Source organism: Bosea beijingensis (assembly GCF_030758975.1).
In the GTDB taxonomy this organism is placed as follows: Bacteria; Pseudomonadota; Alphaproteobacteria; order Rhizobiales; family Beijerinckiaceae; genus Allobosea; species Allobosea beijingensis.
Genome location: NZ_CP132359.1, coordinates 2720597 through 2738451 on the forward strand (window position 1 = coordinate 2720597; position 17855 = coordinate 2738451).

Annotated in this window: 15 protein-coding genes; 2 read left to right on the plus strand and 13 right to left on the minus strand. The window is 67.6% G+C overall.

From position 1 onward, the window contains the following. Positions 1-104 precede the first annotated feature (104 nt). On the minus strand, positions 105-1937 hold the full coding sequence (locus tag Q9235_RS13115) for a methyl-accepting chemotaxis protein (RefSeq protein ID WP_306227963.1): 1833 nt from the start codon (positions 1935-1937) through the stop codon (positions 105-107). A 103-nt stretch (positions 1938-2040) separates the two neighbouring features. Between Q9235_RS13115 and mutS the strand changes: the two genes are divergently transcribed. After that, positions 2041-4764 (plus strand): DNA mismatch repair protein MutS, encoded by a 2724-nt coding sequence (mutS, locus tag Q9235_RS13120; RefSeq protein ID WP_306227965.1) that lies wholly within the window; start codon positions 2041-2043, stop codon positions 4762-4764. 86 nt (positions 4765-4850) lie between these two features. Here the strand turns inward: mutS and Q9235_RS13125 are convergent, their stop codons facing one another. From Q9235_RS13125 to Q9235_RS13135, 3 genes are all read right to left on the minus strand, one after another. Next, positions 4851-5708: a C40 family peptidase gene (locus Q9235_RS13125; RefSeq protein WP_306227967.1), complete on the minus strand. Its 858-nt coding sequence runs from the start codon at positions 5706-5708 to the stop codon at positions 4851-4853. A gap of 41 nt (positions 5709-5749) precedes the next feature. Beyond that, positions 5750-6103 carry a MarR family winged helix-turn-helix transcriptional regulator gene (locus Q9235_RS13130; RefSeq protein ID WP_265057266.1) on the minus strand — a complete coding sequence of 118 codons (354 nt, stop codon included), beginning with the start codon at positions 6101-6103 and terminating at the stop codon, positions 5750-5752. A gap of 142 nt (positions 6104-6245) precedes the next feature. Beyond that, positions 6246-7619 (minus strand): leucyl aminopeptidase family protein, encoded by a 1374-nt coding sequence (locus Q9235_RS13135; protein WP_306227969.1) that lies wholly within the window; start codon positions 7617-7619, stop codon positions 6246-6248. A gap of 169 nt (positions 7620-7788) precedes the next feature. Between Q9235_RS13135 and Q9235_RS13140 the strand changes: the two genes are divergently transcribed. Continuing rightward, positions 7789-8652, plus strand: a complete 864-nt coding sequence (locus tag Q9235_RS13140) for a tetratricopeptide repeat protein (RefSeq protein WP_306227971.1) — start codon at positions 7789-7791, stop codon at positions 8650-8652. A gap of 261 nt (positions 8653-8913) precedes the next feature. On the opposite strand, the gene Q9235_RS13145 is transcribed toward Q9235_RS13140, so the two are convergent. The 9 genes from Q9235_RS13145 to Q9235_RS13185 form a co-directional block, all read right to left on the minus strand. Then, positions 8914-9891: a type II secretion system F family protein gene (locus tag Q9235_RS13145; RefSeq protein WP_306227973.1), complete on the minus strand. Its 978-nt coding sequence runs from the start codon at positions 9889-9891 to the stop codon at positions 8914-8916. Positions 9892-9899: 8 nt separating this feature from the next. After that, entirely contained in the window at positions 9900-10877 is a 978-nt protein-coding gene (locus tag Q9235_RS13150; protein ID WP_306227975.1) for a type II secretion system F family protein, read from the minus strand. A gap of 27 nt (positions 10878-10904) precedes the next feature. Beyond that, positions 10905-12353 carry a CpaF family protein gene (locus Q9235_RS13155; RefSeq protein WP_306227977.1) on the minus strand — a complete coding sequence of 483 codons (1449 nt, stop codon included), beginning with the start codon at positions 12351-12353 and terminating at the stop codon, positions 10905-10907. An 80-nt stretch (positions 12354-12433) separates the two neighbouring features. Then, positions 12434-13678, minus strand: coding sequence for a CpaE/TadZ family protein (locus tag Q9235_RS13160; protein ID WP_422678373.1), 1245 nt, complete (start codon positions 13676-13678; stop codon positions 12434-12436). A gap of 20 nt (positions 13679-13698) precedes the next feature. Then, positions 13699-14445, minus strand: coding sequence for a CpaD family pilus assembly protein (locus tag Q9235_RS13165; protein WP_306227979.1), 747 nt, complete (start codon positions 14443-14445; stop codon positions 13699-13701). Between the two features lie 34 nt (positions 14446-14479). Then, entirely contained in the window at positions 14480-15919 is a 1440-nt protein-coding gene (locus tag Q9235_RS13170; protein ID WP_306227981.1) for a type II and III secretion system protein family protein, read from the minus strand. Beyond that, positions 15916-16689 (minus strand): Flp pilus assembly protein CpaB, encoded by a 774-nt coding sequence (gene cpaB, locus Q9235_RS13175; RefSeq protein ID WP_306227983.1) that lies wholly within the window; start codon positions 16687-16689, stop codon positions 15916-15918. Before cpaB ends, Q9235_RS13170 begins: the two co-directional genes overlap by 4 nt. 124 nt (positions 16690-16813) lie before the next feature. Further along, positions 16814-17326, minus strand: coding sequence for an A24 family peptidase (locus Q9235_RS13180; RefSeq protein ID WP_306227985.1), 513 nt, complete (start codon positions 17324-17326; stop codon positions 16814-16816). Between the two features lie 142 nt (positions 17327-17468). Further along, positions 17469-17654, minus strand: a complete 186-nt coding sequence (locus Q9235_RS13185) for a Flp family type IVb pilin (RefSeq protein ID WP_306227986.1) — start codon at positions 17652-17654, stop codon at positions 17469-17471. Between the last annotated feature and the right edge of the window lie 201 nt (positions 17655-17855).

The window sequence follows — 17855 nt, forward strand, 5'->3', positions numbered from 1 at the left end:
TGCGTTTCCTCGAGGGGAACCGAACATAAGTCGGCGGCGCCCGAGATCACAAGCGGCGAGTGCTTCACAGAACTCTTGTCGATGAGGAGAGGTCTCGCGGGCGGTCAGGCCCGCGACGCAGAGCGCACGCTGCGCACGAAATCGGCGACGTAGCGGTCGAGCGCCTCGGCCTGCTCGTCGACCTTGCGGGCGGCGTCGGCGACATGGATCGCGGCATCGCCGGTGACGCGCGCCTCGACGCCGACGGCGCCGACATTGTTGGTGACGGCATCGGCACTGAGCGCGACGGCCTGCGCATCGGCGGCGATGGTCGAGGCGATGCCGGCCTGGCGGCTGACGACATCGGCGATCGCGCCCGAGGTCTTCTCGATCGTCGTCATCGTGCCCTCGATATGGGCGACGGCCTCGAAGGCGGTCGCGGCGGCGCCGCGGATATCGGCGAGGGTCTCGGCGATGTCGCGGGTCGCCTTCTGGGTCTGCTCGGCCAGCGTCTTGACCTCGCCCGCCACCACGGCGAAGCCGCGGCCGGCCACGCCGGCGCGCGCGGCTTCGATCGTCGCGTTGAGAGCGAGCAGGTTGGTACGGGCCGCGATCTCCTCGATGAAGTCGAGCACGGCACGGACCTTGTCGGCCGCTTCGGTCAGTCCGGCGACGTCGCTGCGCGTGCTGCGGACGTAGGATGCCGCCGCGCGCACCGTGTCGTCGGCATGGCTGGTCTGTCGGGTGAGCTCGCGGATCGAGGCTTCGATCTCCTCGGCCGCGACCGCGACGCTGCCGATGCGGCGCGAGGCGCTGTCGGCCTCCTGCGTCGCGCTTTCGGCGCGCAGCGTCGTCTTGTTGGCATTCTCGACCATCTGGCTCGCGGCGTCGCGCATGCCGTGCAGTGAAGCGCCGACATCGCCGAGCGCCTTTCCGACGGTCCGCTCCAGATCGCTCGCGAGGGCATCCAAAGTCGTCTTGCGTAGCGTCTCAATCTCGCTGCGGCGGGTCTCCAGCGTCTTTTCGGCGGTGATGTCGAGCAAGATTCCGTCCCAAACCAGCGTTCCGTCGCGCAGGCGCCGCTTGGTCGATTCGCTGCGCAGCCAGACGGTCTCGCCATCGGGCGCGTGATAGCGGCCCTCGAAACGCCAAAGCGTCTCGCTGTCCTGCTGCTCGCGCCGCTGCTGCTCGAAGCGGGCCCGGTCCTCGGGCACGAGCTTGCCAAGCCAGGTCTCGGGGTCGCGCTCGACCTCTTCCTTGGTGATGCCGAGAAGCTTGTCGATGGCGAAGGAGGCGAACTGATAGGTCAGCTTGCCGTCCGGCCGCACGATCCGCTGGTAGAGCGTGCCGGGCGCACGGTCGATCAGCGTGCGCAGGCGATAGGCGATCTCGCGGCGGTCATTGTCGTGGATCACGACGATGCCGGTGAGGATGATGCCGATCGTGCTGACCACGATCATGGCCGGGACGGCCTCGCGCAGGAAGCGCTCGCCGGCCTCGCCGGGTATGAAAGGCGTCGAAGCCAACAGACAGGCGGCATCGAGCGAGGCCAGCAGCAGCATGTCGCGCGCCATCAGCGGGCGCCGGCGCCGTGCCAGCCAGATCGAGAAGCCGATGCCGATCACCATGCGGATCGCGATGCCGCTGACGCCGGTCACCATGCCGACGCCGCCCATCATCACGCGCGTCACGAGCAAGGGCACGGCGGTGATGAGTGCCGCCACGGGGCCGCCGATCGGCCCCGCCAGGATGACGAAGGTATTGCGCGAATCGACGACGAGCCCGGGCTGGAGCTCGACCGGATTCGCCATGCTCACGAGCGCGCCAGCCGCGAACAGGAGGCCGACGGCGCAGGGGCGCAACCAGTCGCGCCCGGCCAGCCACGGGGCGATCACCGTCAGCAGCAACCCCGCGAACAGCAGGAAGAACAAGCTCTGGACGAGACTGATGATCAACAATGTCGGAACCTTAGGCCGAATCGGCTTCCCGACCTTGCTTTCAATTGTTGAAAGCCGTCCTAACGGATGGCCTTGGCGCTGCTTTTTGCTAGCGTGCCGGCCGATGCGCCACAGCTCCCCCACCGAAGCCGCCCCCATCGCCGTGCCGGCCGCCGCCGCCGACCGCGTCACGCCGATGATGGCGCAGTATGTCGAGATCAAAGCCGCCAATCCGGACTGCCTGCTCTTCTACCGGATGGGCGATTTCTACGAACTCTTCTTCAGGGATGCCGAGATCGCCTCGCGCACGCTCGGCATCGTTCTGACCAAGCGCGGCAAGCATCAGGGCGACGACATCCCGATGTGCGGCGTGCCGGTCGAGCGCGCCGACGATTATCTCCAGCGCCTGATCGCCGCCGGCCATCGCGTCGCCGTCTGCGAGCAGACCGAGGACCCGGCCGAGGCCAAGAAGCGCGGCAACAAGTCGGTGGTGAAGCGCGATGTCGTGCGCCTCGTCACGCCCGGCACCATCACCGAGGAGCGTCTGCTCGAACCGGGCCGTGCCAGCCTCCTCGTCGCGGTCGCGCGCCGCAAGACCGGCGAGGCGGCCTCGCTTTACGGGCTCGCCGCGATCGATATCTCGACCGGGCGTTTCACCGTGATGGAGACGCCGCAGGAGCGGCTCGGCATCGAGTTCTCGCGGCTGGAGCCGCGCGAGATCGTCTGCCCCGATGCGATCCATGACGATCCCGAGCTCAAGGAATTCTGGCGCGAGATCACGATCCCAGTGACGCCGCTGGCGCGCGACGGGCTCGACGCCGCGTCGGCCGAGCGGCGCCTGAAGGAATTCTTCGGCGTCGCGACGCTCGACGCCTTCGGCGCCTTCACCCGCGCCGAGATCGCGGCGGCCGGCGCGGCGCTGGCCTATGTCGAGCGCACCCAGCTCGGCGCCCGCCCGCCGCTCTCGGCCCCGGTGCGCGATGCCGGCTCGGCGACGATGCTGATCGACGCCGCAACCCGCGCCAATCTCGAACTGACGCGCACGCTCGGCGGCGAGCGCCAGGGCAGCCTGCTCGCCACGATCGACCGCACGGTGACGTCGGGCGGCGCGCGCCTCCTCGCCGAGCGCCTTGCCGGCCCGCTGACCGATCCCGCCGCCATCGCCGCGCGCCATGACGCGGTCGAATTGCTCGTCGCGGATGGCGGGCTGCGCGAAGATCTGCGCTCGGCCCTTGAGAAGGTGCCGGACGTCGCCCGCGCGCTGGCGCGCCTGTCGCTCGACCGCGGCGGTCCGCGCGATCTCGCGGCGCTCGGGGCCGGGCTCGATGCGGCCCGCGCGATCGCTGCCCTGCTGGTGCGGCGCGGCGAACTCCCTGCCGAGCTTTCCCGCGCCATGCGGGCTCTCGGCGAAAGCGATCCCGACCTGCCGGTGCGCCTCAATGCGACACTCGCCGACGAACTGCCGCTCAACCGTCGCGATGGACGATTCGTCCGCGAGGAGTTCGATCCGGCGCTCGACGAATTGCGCCTGCTCCAGATCGACTCGCGCAAGGTCATCGCCCAGTTGCAGGCGCGCTACGCGGCCGAGACAAACTGCCGGACCTTGCGCATCAAGCACAACGCCATGCTCGGCTATTTCGTCGAGGTGCCGCAGGCGATGGGCGAGGAATTCCTGCGCGATCCCTGGCGCGCGACCTTCGTGCATCGCCAGACGATGTCGGACGCGATGCGCTTCTCCTCGGTCGAGCTCGGCGAACTCGAAGCCAAGATCGCTTCCGCCGCCGATCGGGCGCTGAAGCTCGAACTCGCGATCTTCGCCGCGCTCAGCGAGGCCGTGCTGGCGCAGGCCGAGCCGATCAAGGCCGCTGCGCTGGCGCTGGCCGAGCTCGACGTTGCCGCCGCTCTGGCCGATCTCGCGACCCACGAGGGCTGGAGCCGTCCGCAGGTCGATGACGGCGTCGCCTTCACCATCGAGCGCGGCCGCCATCCCGTGGTCGAGGCCGCGCTGAAGCGCGACGGAAAACCCTTCGTCGCCAACGACACCGAGTTGTCGCCGCCCGGCACGGAGGCCAAGGGCCGACGCATCTGCCTGATCACCGGCCCGAACATGGCCGGTAAATCGACCTTCCTGCGCCAGAACGCCTTGATCGCGGTGCTCGCCCAGATGGGCTCATTCGTGCCGGCGACATCCGCGCATATCGGCATCGTCGACCGGCTGTTCTCGCGTGTCGGCGCGGCCGACGATCTCGCGCGCGGCCGTTCGACCTTCATGGTCGAGATGGTCGAGACGGCCGCGATCCTGAACCAGGCCGGCCCGCGCGCGCTCGTCATCCTCGACGAGATCGGGCGCGGCACCGCGACCTTCGACGGCCTCTCGATCGCCTGGGCCGCGATCGAGAACCTGCACGAGATCAACCGCTGCCGCAGCCTGTTCGCGACCCATTATCATGAGCTGACCGCGCTCGGAGACCGGCTCGACCGCGTCGCCAACGCGACGGTGCGCGTCACAGAATGGAAGGGCGAGGTCGTCTTCCTGCACGAGGTCGTGCCGGGCGCGGCCGATCGTTCCTACGGCATCCAGGTCGCCAAGCTCGCCGGCCTGCCGCCGGCCGTAGTCGAGCGGGCGCGCGCCATCCTCGGCGAACTCGAGAAGACCGAGCGCGAGAAGCCGGTGGCCTCGCTGGTCGACGATCTCCCGCTCTTTGCCGTGCCGCAGCGCAGGCCCGCGCCGGTCGTTCCCGAGGGCGAGCCGGACGGCTTGCGCGAAGCGCTTGCCGGGATCGACCCGGACGAGATGACCCCGCGCGAGGCGCTGGAAGCGCTTTATCGCCTGAAGGGAATCGCCTGAATTTCAGGCCCTACAAATGACGCCTGTCATCCCGGGTCTGCGCTGCGCTCCCCCCGGGATGACATCGCGTTTTGTAGATCGAGGCCCTACCCCAGCCGCTTGATGCTGGTGATCTCGCCGAAGCTCTTGGCACGGATGCGGTCACGCGCCTCGCGCAGAGGCTCGCGATAGACGCTCATCACATGCCCGCTGGCATGGAGGAGCGTGTGAGCGTCGGTCAGGATGCCGACATGCCCCTTCCAGAAGACGAGATCGCCACGCTGGAGCCCTGACAGGTCCTCGCGGAGTTCGAGTGCCCCGCCGAGCGTTGCCTCCATCATGTCGGAATCGCGTGGCGCGGTGATTCCGGCGGTCGCAAGGCTCAGCTGCGTCAGCCCGGAGCAGTCGAGTCCGAGGCTGGTCTTGCCGCCCCAGAGATAGGGTACGCCGACGAAGCGCTCGGCCACGGCGACGAAATCCGGCTCAAGCCGGTCGATCGGCGTGAGATGGGCAGCGAAGACATGGCCGCCATCGCTCAGAACAGCGAAATCGCCTTTGCTCTCGACCACCGCGACGCAGGCGCCGAGCGACAAAGCGATGAGCGGCGGCAGTTTGATCGAAGGGCCTGGGTAGACGAAGGTTCGCAAGCCAGCGACGCGATGCGTCGGCGCCGGCTGGTCCGGGCGCAAGGCATCGTCGGGGATGTAGCCGACATAGCCGTCGCCTGCGAGCTGCGCCCAGGCCCAGCCTTCCTCGCGCTCGTAGACCTCGACCAGTTCGCCGGCGAGCGCTTCGGTGTCGAGCGCGGCATCCGGGCGCGGTTCGCGCCGAACCGGGGCGGAGGCTGCGCAGACGCGCATCGGCTGCGGATCGGCGAAGCGGGCGGCCTCGACCTGTCCCGTCAGCGCGCGTGCGGCGAGGTCGGGGCGGAAGGCATGGATGCGGCGGTCGAGAATCGCGGTCATGGCGGCAATCTAGCGTGGCGGGAGGCGATCCGGGAGGGGCGTCAGCTTCCGCCGATCTCCTTGGCATGCTCGGTCACGAGGTCCGCCAGCCGCTCGACGGCGAGCGCCCCTGCGACGGTGCGCTGGATCACGACATTGCGGCGGTCCGCCTCGTCGCGCTTGCGCGTCAGCAGGCCGAGCTTGCCGAGCGTGTCGAGCGCCCGCGTGATCACCGGCTTGGTCACGCCGAGCTGCTTGGCGAGCCCGCGCACGGTATGCGGCGGCAATTCGAGATAGACCGTCAGCAGGATCGCGGTCTGGCGCGCCGAGAGATCGGCGTCATGGTCCCGCACCAGATCGAGATGCACCTGTCGCCACAGCTTGAGCGCTTGCGAAGGCCTGATCTCCAGGGGCATGAACGGGTCCAGATCGTTACGGACCCGTATCATTATCGCGGCGGCGGTTGTGCGCAATCGCCTTTGCGGAACAGGCTTAACCGCGAGGGTAAAGCATCGGCCCGAAAAGTGGCGGCCGGTTTTCGGGCGAGCCGATGCGGGATCAGAAGCGCTGCTTCACCAGCGCGTGGATCAATCGCGCAGCCTGACACTCTCCGCCCTCCGGCCGTCCCGGCTTGGCCGAGGGGTTCCAGGCATAGATGTCGAAATGCGCGTAGGACTTCGTCTTCTCGACGAAGCGGTTCAGGAACAGCGCCGCCGTGACGGAACCTGCCATGCCGCCGCTGGAGACATGGTTGACGTCGGCGATCTTGGACTCGAGCAGGCCGTCATAGGGCGGCCAGAGCGGCAGCCGCCAGACCGGGTCGTTCACGGCCATGCCGAGCCTGGCGATCTCGCCGGCGAGGTTCTCGTCATGCGTATAGAAGGGCGGCAGCTCCGGCCCGAGCGCGGTGCGGGCCGCCCCGGTCAGCGTCGCGAAATCGACCAGCAACTCCGGCGCCTCCTCGTCGGCCAGCGCCAGCGCATCGCCGAGGATGAGCCGGCCCTCGGCGTCGGTATTGCCGATCTCGACCGAAAGACCCTTGCGGCTCGCCAGCACGTCGCCGGGCCGGAATGCGTTTCCGGAGACCGAATTCTCGACTGCGGGCACCAGCAGGCGCAGTCTGACGGGCAGCTTCGCCAGCATGATCATCCGCGCTGCCGCGATCGCGGCAGCCGCGCCGCCCATGTCCTTCTTCATCAGGAGCATCGAGGCGTCGGGCTTGAGATTGAGACCGCCTGTATCGAAGGCGACGCCCTTGCCGACCAGCGTCACCTTCGGATGGGCCGGGTCGCCCCAGACGAGGTCGACGAGCCGCGGCGCCCGCGTCGAGGCGCGGCCGACCGCATGGATCATCGGGAAATTGCGGGCGATCAGGTCGTCGCCGACGATGCTGGTGACGGTCGCGCCGCATTCGGTGGCGAGCCCGCGGATGGCCGCCTCGATTTCGCCCGGCCCGAGCTCGTTGGCGGGCGTGTTCACGAGGTCGCGCGCCAGCATGGCGGATTCGGCGATCTGGCTGATCTCTTCGCCGTCGACGCTTTCGGGCAGCACCAGTCGGGCGCGCGCCGGGTTCGGCTTGCGATAGCGATCGAAGCGATAGCCTTGCAGCAGCCAGCTCAGCGCGGCCAGCGCCGGGTCGCCGATCTCGCCCGACAGCGCATAGTCTCCGGCCGGCAGCAGCGCGGCGAGGCGCCCGGCCGCGAAGGGATCGGGCCGGCGCCCGCTGGCGTCGATGCCGAGCAGCACCGCCACCAGCGCTCCCTGCGCATCCGGCAGCAGGCAATGCTGTCCGGCGCGAGCCGCAAAGCCCTGCGTCAGGGCGAAGCTCCGGTTGGCCGGGGAGAGCTGGTCCTGAAGCGCGGGCCAGGTGGCGGCCGAGACGACATGGACGGGAATGGCAGCGGCGGGGGCGGAGATCAGAAGACTATGCACGGAGCGCTGTTTCGGTTTCGGGCAGGGGCGTCGGGGAGGTGATTAAGAATGCATTAGGGTTAACGCTTTATCACCGGATCGACCAGACGAACCCATCCAGACGACCCGTTTTCGGGAGGCGATCCGGCCCATGTCTTCAGCCCGGCCCCATTCTTCAGCCCGCGAGCCCGTGCGGGCTCCCCGCCTCGGTCTCGGCATCGCCGTCTGCCTTGCGGCGCTCGCCCTGGCCGGCTGCCAGGGCCGCGGCGGCCTCGGCGACGTCACCGGCTCGATCGGCCGCAGCCAGGCGAGCGCGCCACGCACGGCGTCGGACTGGCAGGCCGACCGCGAAGCCTGGGCCAAGCGCTACGACGCCAACCCCAAGGATCGCGATGCCGCCTTCTATTACGCACGGGCACTGCGCAGCCTCGATCAGAACGCACAGGCTCTCGCCGTGCTCCAGAGCGCCGTCCTCGTCCATCAGGATGATCGCGAGCTGCTCGGCGCCTATGGCCGCGCGCTTGCCGATAACGGCCGTTTCCAGGAGGCGGACGACGTGCTGTCGCGGGCGCATTCGCCCGAGCGTCCGGATTGGCGCATCCTGTCGGCGCAAGGCACGGTCGCCGACCAGCTCGGCGACCACGACCGCGCCCAGCAGATCTACCAGTCGGCTCTGAAGCTTGCCCCGAACGAACCGACGATCATGTCGAATTACGGTCTCTCGCTCGCCCTGTCGCGCAAGCTGCCGGAGGCCGAGCGCATTCTGTCGGAGGCTGCGGCATCCGACCGGGCCGATGCCCGCGTGCGCCAGAATCTCGTGCTGGTCCTCGGCCTGCAGGGGCGCTTCGGCGAGGCCGAAAGCCTGGCCCGCCGCGACCAGAGCCCGGCCGAGGCTGCTGCCACGATCGCCTATCTCAAGCGCAGCGTCAGCCAGCAGAATAGCTGGGAGCTTCTCAAGGGCGGCAAGGGCCGGGCCCAGGCGCCGGCGAGGCAGCCGGCGGTCCAGGGCGCGCAGGGAACGGCCACGGAGGCCGCTGCCACCCCGCCCGGCTGAGACGGCATTTCGACGAAGCGGATCGCGGCAGAGCGCACTGAACCGAAGAAGGCCGGAGCCTCGGGCTCCGGCCTTCTTCGTCTGCGGAGCAGCGGCATTGGCCCGAGGGTTGAGCGCTGCTTTCGAGGGAAGCCGCTGCTCTCGAACTCAAGCATCGGCCCGAAAGGTGGAAGGCGGCTTTCGGAAAAGCCGATGCTAAAACAATGATCTAGCTGTGCCGCAGCCTCTATGACGGGTTCGGCCCCGGCGATCGCGCCGCTTTCACTTCCACTTGAAGACCTGCACCAGGGCGGGCGTCATGATGATGACGAACAGCACCGGCAGGAAGAACAGGATCATCGGTACCGTGAGCTTCGGCGGCAGCGCTGCCGCCTTCTTCTCGGCCGCCGACATGCGCTGATCGCGGCTTTCCTGGGCCAGCACGCGCAGGGCCGTGCCGAGCGGCGTGCCGTAGCGCTCGGCCTGGATCAGCGCCGTCGAGACCGATTTCACGCTTTCGAGGCCCGTGCGCAGCGCGAGGTTCTCGTAGGCGATGCGCCGGTCGGTCAGGTAGGAAAGCTCGGCGGTGCACAGGGCGAACTCCTCCGCCAGCGGAACCGACTGGTTGCCGACCTCGCCTGCGACCTTCCGGAAGGCATGCTCGATCGACATGCCGGATTCCACGCAGATCAGCAGCAGGTCGAGCGCGTCCGGAAAGGCCTGGCGCATCGAAACCTGTCGCTTGCTGGCCTGGTTCGACAGGAATATCTCCGGAGCCTTGATGCCGAGATAGGCGCCGCCGATGGCCATGCCGACCTTGACCACGAAGCTCTGGCCGAAACCATTGACGGCGAAGACGTAGAACAGCGTGAACAGGAACAGTCCGACCGGCGCCGCGAGGCGGAAGAACAGGAAGCCGACCTCGGCCTGCGGGCCGCGATAGCCCGCCATGGCGAGCTGCCTCTTGGCGTTCTCCGTGCCGAGCCAGTCGCCGAGCTTGAACCGGTCCACGATGCGCCGCATGTAGGCTTTCGGCTCCTGGCGCAGCGAGACCTTCTCGTTCTGCCGGTTGAGCCGCTCGCGTTCGCGGGCGCGGATTTTCTCGCGCTCCGTCGCGACGTTCTTCATGCGCTTCTGGAGATTGTTGCCCTCGGTCAGCGGGATCGCGATCGTCAGCACGGTCGCCGCCGCCGCGATCGCGGCGAGCAGGGCCAGCATGAACTGCGGATTGGTGACGCTGTTGGCGATTTGAGAGATCATCGTTCGCCTCAGATGTCGAAATTGATCATCTTTTTCATGACCAGGACGCCGATCAGCATCCACAGGCCGCTCGCGACCAGCGCGACCTTGCCGGCCTGGCTGAGCCAGAGAACCTCGATGTATTTCGGGGTCGTGAGCCAGACGAGGACCGCCACCACCGGCGGCAGCGAGCCGATGATCGCCGCAGAGGCCTTGGCCTCCATCGACACGGCCGCGATCTTGTCGCGCATCTTGCGCCGTTCGCGCAGCACGCGCGACAAATTCCCGAGTGTCTCGGAGAGGTTGCCGCCGGTTTTCTGCTGGATGGCGATGACGATCCCGAAGAAATTGGCCTCGGCGCAGGGCATGCGCTCGAATAGCTTGACGGTGGCTTCCGACAGCGGCAGGCCTAGAGCCTGAGCCTCGATGATCATCCGGAATTCCGTCTTCACCGGCTCCACGGCTTCGCTGGCGATGATGCGCAGGCAGTCGTTCACGGGCAGGCCGGCCTTGATGCCGCGCACGATCACGTCGAGCGCGTTCGGGAACTCCACTCCAAATTTCTTCAGGCGCTTGGCCTTGCAGCGCTTCAGGAACCAGGCTGGCAGGCCGAAGCCGCCGATGAAGAGGCCGGCCAGGCCGAGAATCCAGTTCCCGCTTGCGATCCACAGCACGAGCCCGAGCGCAACCGCGGCGCCTGCGCTGATCGCGTAGTATTTCTTGGGCGTCCAGCTCAGGCCCGCCTGGGCGATGCGCGTCTCGAGAGAGACCTTGTTGCGCGCATTCTCGCGGTTCTCGATCTCCTTCAGACTCTGCGCGATCTGGCCGCGCTTGTTGCGCGCCTGCGCCTCCCGGTCGATGCCGCGAGCGGTGCTCGGGCCGGCAAACTCCTTGCGCCGCTTCTCTGCGCGCTTTTCACCGCTCAGCGTCGGATAGAGCAGCGCGTAGACCACGCCGCCGACGGCGAGCATGGCCAGCAGGGCGACGGCGAGCATGCTCGTGTTCATGCCCGGTCTCCCTGCAAGAGCGTCCGGTCAGACCGCATTGCTGACGCCCGCTTCTTCGAGCTGGTCGAGGGCGGCGGCGAGGCGCTGGTCCTCGTTGAAATAGCGCGCGCGCTCCCAGAAGCGCGGCCGCCCGACGCCGGTGGCGCGGTGCCGGCCGACGAGCTTGCCGGCGGCGTCCTCGCCGACGATGTCGTAGAGCATCAGGTCCTGCGTCGTGATCACCTCGCCTTCCATGCCCATCACCTCCGTGATGTGGGTGATGCGGCGCGATCCGTCGCGCAGGCGCTGGGCCTGGATGATGATGTCGATCGACGAGCAGATCATCTCGCGCAGCGTCTTCGAGGGCAGCGAGAAGCCACCCATGGTGATCATCGATTCGATACGGCTCAGGCACTCGCGCGGCGAGTTGGCGTGGAGCGTGCCCATCGAGCCGTCATGGCCGGTGTTCATCGCCTGGAGCAGGTCGAAGGCCTCGGGTCCGCGCACCTCGCCGACGATGATGCGCTCGGGGCGCATGCGGAGGCAGTTCTTGACGAGATCGCGCATCGTCACCGCGCCCGTGCCTTCCAGGTTGGGCGGGCGGGTTTCGAGACGCACCACATGCGGCTGCTGGAGCTGGAGCTCGGCTGCGTCCTCGCAGGTGATGACCCGCTCGTCATGGTCGATGAAGTTCGTCAGGCAGTTCAGCAGCGTCGTCTTGCCCGAGCCCGTGCCGCCGGAGATGACGATGTTGCAGCGGACACGGCCGATGATCTTGAGGATCTCGGCACCCGGCGGCGAGATCGCGCCGAACTTGACGAGCTGGTCGAGCGTCAGCTTGTCCTTCTTGAATTTGCGGATGGTCAGCGCCGGGCCGTCGATGGCCAGCGGCGGTGCGATGACGTTGACGCGCGAGCCGTCGGCGAGGCGTGCGTCGCAGATCGGCGAGCTTTCGTCGACGCGCCGGCCGACCTGGCTGACGATGCGCTGGCAGATGTTCATCAACTGCGCGTTGTCGCGGAAGCGGATATTGGTGAGCTGGATCTTGCCGGCGGTTTCGATGAAGGTCCGGCCGGCGCCGTTGACCATGATGTCGGCGATATCGTCGCGGGCCAGCAGCGGCTCCAGCGGCCCGTAGCCGAGCACGTCGTTGCAGATGTCGTCGAGCAGTTCTTCCTGCTCGGCGATCGAGAGCACGACGTTCTTCAGCGAGATGATCTCGTTGATGATGTCGCGGATTTCCTCGCGCGCCGATTCGGCATCGAGCTTCGCGAGCTGCGACAGATCGATGGCCTCGATCAGCGCCCCGAAGATCATGCTCTTCATCTGGTAGTAGTCTTCGGAGCGCGGCGTCGTCTCGACCACCGGCGCGACCCTGCGCTCCTCCGTGACCGCGGGAGCGAGTTCGGGCTTGCGCGGCGCAGCCTGCACCGCCGCGGGCGCTCTCGCGTTCAGGTTGGGCGCGTGACCTGCGCCTGCGGATCGCTTGCCGAACATCTCGTCACTCTCCCGCCCGGTCCGGGCCGGTCTCTTGTCTGGCGTGCGGGCGTCTCCCCGTCATCGTCAGGTCCTGTTCCTCACGAGGCCTTGCGGCGCTTCAGCTTCGCGACGAACGGTTCGAGCAGGCTGCGCCGGCTCCGCTTCGCTTCGCCGCGCCCGGTCAGCGCGCTGGCGATCTGGGTGAAGGCTTCGGTCGCCTTGCTGCCGGCCTGCACCTCGGAGATCATCTGGCCGTTATTGGCGGCCGTGCCGAACAACTGGGCGTCGAACGGGATCGTGCTGAGCACGTCGATGCCGAGCGCCTTGGAAAACTCCCCGGCGTTGATCTCCGGCCGTTTGGGGACGCCCACGCGGTTGAGGACGAGCCGCGCGACGGCATCGTTGGGCCGCGACGCGCGCGAGAGGTCGACCAGGTTCTTGGCGTTGCGCAGGGAGGCGAGTTCGGGTTCGGCGACGATGACGATCTCGTCGGCGCCGAGCACCGTTCGCTTCACCCAGGCGTTCCACTGGTGCGGCACGTCGAGGATGATGCAGGGCACGCTGGCGCGCAGCAATTCGAGAAGCTGTTCGAGCGCGTCCTCGTCGAGGTCGACCGTCCGGTCCAGGATGGCCGGGGCGGCGAGCAGGGCGAGATTGTCGCTGCAGCGCGACAGCAGCCGGTCGAGCAGGTTGGAATCGAGGCGTTCGGGTGCGAACACCGCTTCCGCGATGCCTTGCGGCGGGTCCTGGTTGAAGTTGAGCCCGGCCGTGCCGAAGGCGATGTCGAGGTCGACCACCACCGTCGAGGCGTCGAGGTTGCGAGCGATCGCCCAGGAGATGTTATGGGCGACGGTCGAGGCGCCGACGCCGCCCTTGGCGCCCATCACCGCGATGACGCGGCCGAGGTTGCGGGCTTCCGGGGCGATGTAGAGCTCCGACAGCGTGCGCAGGACGTCGAGCGGTTCCAGCGGCGCGATCAGATATTCGCTGACGCCGCGGCGGATCAGGTCGCGATAGAGCTGGACGTCGTTGACATGGCCGATCACGACGACCTTGGTGCCGGGATCGCAGCTTTCGGACAGGGCTTCGAGATGCGAGACCAGCGTCGCCGCGTCGGCAACGGCTTCGAGCACGATGATGTTTGGCGTCGGTGCCGTGCGGAAGGTCTCGACGGCTGCCGCGGGGCCGCCCATCTGGACGCGGGCATGGGCTTTGTCCATGCGCCGGTCGGCGGTCGCGGCCTGCATGGTCGCGGCGACGGCCGGCGTTTCGCAGAAGGCCTGCAGCGTGATGCGCGGCAGCGGCGCGATGACCTCGTCGCTCGGCAGGTCGATCGCAGGGATGTCGTTGGTATCGGCCTGCATCAGTTCCCGCCTCCGACCGCCGAGTTGATCTGCGGGGTCTGCTGCCGGTACTGGGTCGATGGGTCCCGGCCTTCGCGGATCTTGGTGATGGCACCCATGCGCTTGACGATGTCGGGGCGGCCTTCGTCGCGCGCCCGGACGAGGTCGATCGGGTCGGCAACCTGCGCGGCGAGCGTCGCCTGCGACGAGCAGCCGAGATTCCAGTAGGGCGCATTCGAGGAGGAGAACTTGAAGTCGGAGGCGCCGATGTCGGACGGCCATTGCCCGCACTGATGCGCCACGCTCGCCTGGAGGGAGGCGAAGGTCAGGCGGATCGGCGAGGCCAGGCCGGGGTCCTGGACAGGGTAGCTGCGGACGCTGAGCACGGCCGGCGAGACGCCGCCGCGCGACAATGCCGTCCGGATGCCGCTGAGCGTGTCGTAGGCGGCGCGATCGCGGCGATCACCCGTCGGAACCTCAGCCACCAGGCCGCCCTTGCCGGAGAGGCGGAACTCGCGGGCGAAGCTCGCGACGTCCTCGGCCTGCCTTGCGTCGAGCCCGCCGCCGCTGCGCCCGACGAAGACATCGAGCGAGCGCGGCGCATCGCGCAGCACGATCGGGTGGCGTTCACGCACGTCGTCTGCCCCGTAGGCGAGCGTGTCGCCACCGGCCGTGCGGTTGGCGCAGCCGCCGAGCAGGGCGCCGAGCGCCAGCACGGCGGCGATCAGGCGCGGTCCTGTTGAGTCGATCCGGGAGGAAACCGTCATGGTCGGGTCATCCATCATCGTTGTCGCCGGGCGCTCAGTCGGCGATGAAGCCGACGCGACCCTTGTAGGCCTGGGGAACCGGGCCGCCGCCGCTGCCGTAGATCTTGTTCAGGCGGCCGAGCAGGATCGCCTGGGAGTCGTGGGTTTCGACGAAGCCGTCATCGGGCCGCTGTACCTCGTTCGGCTGCATCGGCTTGACGATATAGGGCGTCGCCGTGATCATCAGCTCGGTCTCCTCGCGCTGGTAGTCGCGCGACCGGAACAGCACGCCGATGATCGGCAGGTTCATCAGCCCGGGCAGGCCGTTGATCGAGGTCTTGGAGACGCGCTGGATCAGGCCGGCTGTGGCCAGCGTGCCGCCGGAGGGCAGCTCCACCGTCGTGTCGGATTTGCGCACGCGGAAGGCCGGGACCGTGACGGTAGGCTGGTTCCGGTCGCCCTGGAGCACGATCTGGTTCTCGAAATCGAGTTCGGTCACCTCGGTCGCGATACGCATGCTGATCTTGTTGGCCGAGAGCACGATCGGCGTGAAGTTCAGCGCGACGCCGATCGGCTTGTAGCTGACGCCGAGCGAGCAGACGGCCTTGGTCGGATCGCAGGTATAGCCGGTGGGAACCGGGACTTCGCCGCCGGCGGTGAATTTCGCGCTCTCGCCCGAGATTGCGGTCACCGTCGGCTCGGCCAGGACGCGTGCCATGCCGGCCCGTTCCAGCGCCCGCAGCGTGAAGTTCTGGGAGTTGCCGATGCCCGCTCCGATCGCGGAGGCTGACAGGGCCTGCGGCGAGAGCGAGAACGGGTTGTCGATCGTAGGCGTGACCGAGAACTTCCCGAGCTTCCACTCGCCGCTGGAATTGATGCCGAGCTGCTTGATCGCCTTGCGCGAGACTTCGGAGACCGTGACCTTCACCATCACCTGGTCGCGGTCGCGAATGGTCAGCGAGTTGATCACCGATCCGGTTCGCCAGGAGGAGGCGCCGCCGACGAAGGCCTTGGCGATGTCGACGGCCTGGGTCGCTTCGGACGCGTTCGGCACCGTGCCGACCAGCAGGATCGAATCGCCCGCCGGCTTGATCTCGATCAGCGAGTTTGGCAGCGCCGTGCGCAGCGTCTGCCTGAGCACGTTGAGATCGCGCCCGACATTGATGTCGAGCGCGGTGATCTGCTGGCCGTCACCATCCATGACGAACATCGAGGTATTGCCGTCGGCGATGCCGATCACGAAGAGCTTGCGCGCTGTCCGGACCACCGCATTGGCGACCTTCGGATTGGCGACGAAGACCTCCTTGGCATCGCGCGGCAGCTCGACGATCAGCGAACGGCCGATCGAGAGGTCCAGCTTGCGGGAGATCGCGTTCTCGCTCGAGCCGACATTCAGGACGGGGGCGGGGCCGCTGCCCGTGGTCTGGGCGCTGGCGTTGCCGGCAGCCAGGGCGAGCGCGAGGGCCGTTGCGAGGCGGAGGGAAGATCTGATCATGGCTTCACGCTCTTCGAGGTGACACCGTAGCGCACGAGCGTCAGGGAGTTGTCGGCTTGGGCGGGCGGCGTCGTTTCGCCGGCATCCTTGAGGCTGCGCAGGGCCAGGGAGAGCGTGCCGGTCTTCTGTGCCTGGACGAGTTTCTCGACCTCTCCCGGTTCGATTTCGAGGGTCGCCGTCTCGCCGACCACGACCTTCTCGCCGTTGCGCTCCTGTACGTTCTGACCGATGGCCAGGACGCGGATGTTGCGCAGGATGACCTCGCTGGCATAGCCCTCCTGGCCACCGCCCGATTCGCCGCGCGTGGTGGAGACCACGTCGACGCGGTCGTTCGGCAGGATGAAGCCGCCGGCGGTGTTGGCGCCGCGGCTGTCGGTCGAGATCGCGACGGCTCGCCTGCCCGAGGGCAGGACGGCAGAGAGGAAGCCGGTTCCGTCGGTCTTGATCAGCTTCTCGCGGCGGATCGGCTCGGCGCCGAGGGTGGCGTAGCGTGCCACCTGCCCGATGATCTCTTTTTCGGCCTCGGGCGTTTCGTCCTTGCGGATGATCCCGGCCGGCACGCTGGCCAGCGGCCAGTCGAGCCAGCGCAGGTCGTTCGCCGTCACCGTGTTGCCGACGGGGATGTCGGTCGCCGCGACCAGGACCGGAACGGTCGGCGCCTGTTCGACCTTCGCGACGGGGGCCGGCGCTTTGGGGCTCTGGACGAGCAGCGCTGCGCCCAGGCCGGCCGCCAGTGCGACCACGAGTATGATGATGCGTGCGGGACTCATGAACGAACGACCCTCAGCCAAGTGTGATTGGCTCTCGTTCCGGATCGTCGTTCTGAAACGTCAACTTATGGTTAACTGGACGTATATTTTTTGAAGACCGCTGCCGTTACGTCCCCGGCGCCCTTCAGACGCCGATCGCAGCATGCCAGATCGTGGTATCCGGCAGGACCAGCAGCGCGGCGAAGGCCAGTGCGATGCCGTAGGGTACGCCCTCATTGGCGGCATGCAGGCGACTGGCCCAGCCCCAGTTCTCGGCGAAGGCCGGCAGCGGGCGCGAGCGCAGCCGCAGGATGATGATGGTCAGGAGGCCGCCGAAGAAGGCCGCGATGAGCAGATAGGGCATCAACTGGTCGAAGCCGAACCAGAGTGCCGTTGCGGCCGCGAGCTTGGCATCGCCCCCGCCGATCCACCCGGCTGCGAAAAGGCCGAAGGAGACGACCAGGACCAGGGCCCCGGCAGCCAGATGCCAGCCGATCGCTGCCGGGCTCAGGCCGAGCAGGACGGCGCAGACCGCGAGACTGCCGACGAGGAACAGGCAGAGCCGGTTCGAGATCGTCATCGAGAGCAGATCGCTGGCCGCGGCATAGGCCATGGCGAAAGGAAACACGCCGAGCATGACGATCTGGGGCAGGGTCATGAGAGTTACTCCGCTACAGACGGGACAGTGCCGCAAACGCCTCACCAAACCCTTACGGTGATCGCATCAAACTCGGCATGAAAAGCAAAACGCCCCGGATTGACCGGGGCGTTTGTCGTTCAGCCGATCTCGCTTGCGGCGATCACAGAGCCTTGGCGGCTTCGGTGCCGAGGCGGGTGCCGATGTTCGTGAACAGCGTGCTGAGGTTGCCGCCGAGCATGCTGGCGGCGGCGATGATGCCAACCGCGATCAGGGCGGCGATCAGGCCGTACTCGATGGCGGTGGCGCCGGACTCGTCCTTGACGAAGCGAGCGAAAAGATTGGTCATGCTGAAACTCCTTTACACCACGGTTTGACGGCTGCCTGTGCTCTCAGGTGGCTTCGGTCAGCGACAGGAACGAAATTAGCCCGCCCATCTTGCTGATCGGTTAAACCGGTCGAAGAATTGGGCTGTTTCTTGCCGTGTTTTTTCTGTGGTTAACGCTCGATTTAACAGGCGCAAATTATCGATGATCTTGCAAATAGCGCC

What these genes read in the sequence shown, in the direction of transcription:
- Q9235_RS13165 (WP_306227979.1), bottom strand. Translation starts at nt 14,445, where the DNA reads ATGACGGTTTCCTCCCGGATCGACTCAACAGGACCGCGCCTGATCGCC.
- cpaB (WP_306227983.1), bottom strand. Translation starts at nt 16,689, where the DNA reads ATGAGTCCCGCACGCATCATCATACTCGTGGTCGCACTGGCGGCCGGC.
- mutS (WP_306227965.1), top strand. Translation starts at nt 2,041, where the DNA reads ATGCGCCACAGCTCCCCCACCGAAGCCGCCCCCATCGCCGTGCCGGCC.
- Q9235_RS13180 (WP_306227985.1), bottom strand. Translation starts at nt 17,326, where the DNA reads ATGACCCTGCCCCAGATCGTCATGCTCGGCGTGTTTCCTTTCGCCATG.
- Q9235_RS13125 (WP_306227967.1), bottom strand. Translation starts at nt 5,708, where the DNA reads ATGACCGCGATTCTCGACCGCCGCATCCATGCCTTCCGCCCCGACCTC.
- Q9235_RS13150 (WP_306227975.1), bottom strand. Translation starts at nt 10,877, where the DNA reads ATGAACACGAGCATGCTCGCCGTCGCCCTGCTGGCCATGCTCGCCGTC.
- Q9235_RS13170 (WP_306227981.1), bottom strand. Translation starts at nt 15,919, where the DNA reads ATGATCAGATCTTCCCTCCGCCTCGCAACGGCCCTCGCGCTCGCCCTG.
- Q9235_RS13185 (WP_306227986.1), bottom strand. Translation starts at nt 17,654, where the DNA reads ATGACCAATCTTTTCGCTCGCTTCGTCAAGGACGAGTCCGGCGCCACC.
- Q9235_RS13145 (WP_306227973.1), bottom strand. Translation starts at nt 9,891, where the DNA reads ATGATCTCTCAAATCGCCAACAGCGTCACCAATCCGCAGTTCATGCTG.
- Q9235_RS13155 (WP_306227977.1), bottom strand. Translation starts at nt 12,353, where the DNA reads ATGTTCGGCAAGCGATCCGCAGGCGCAGGTCACGCGCCCAACCTGAAC.
- Q9235_RS13130 (WP_265057266.1), bottom strand. Translation starts at nt 6,103, where the DNA reads ATGCCCCTGGAGATCAGGCCTTCGCAAGCGCTCAAGCTGTGGCGACAG.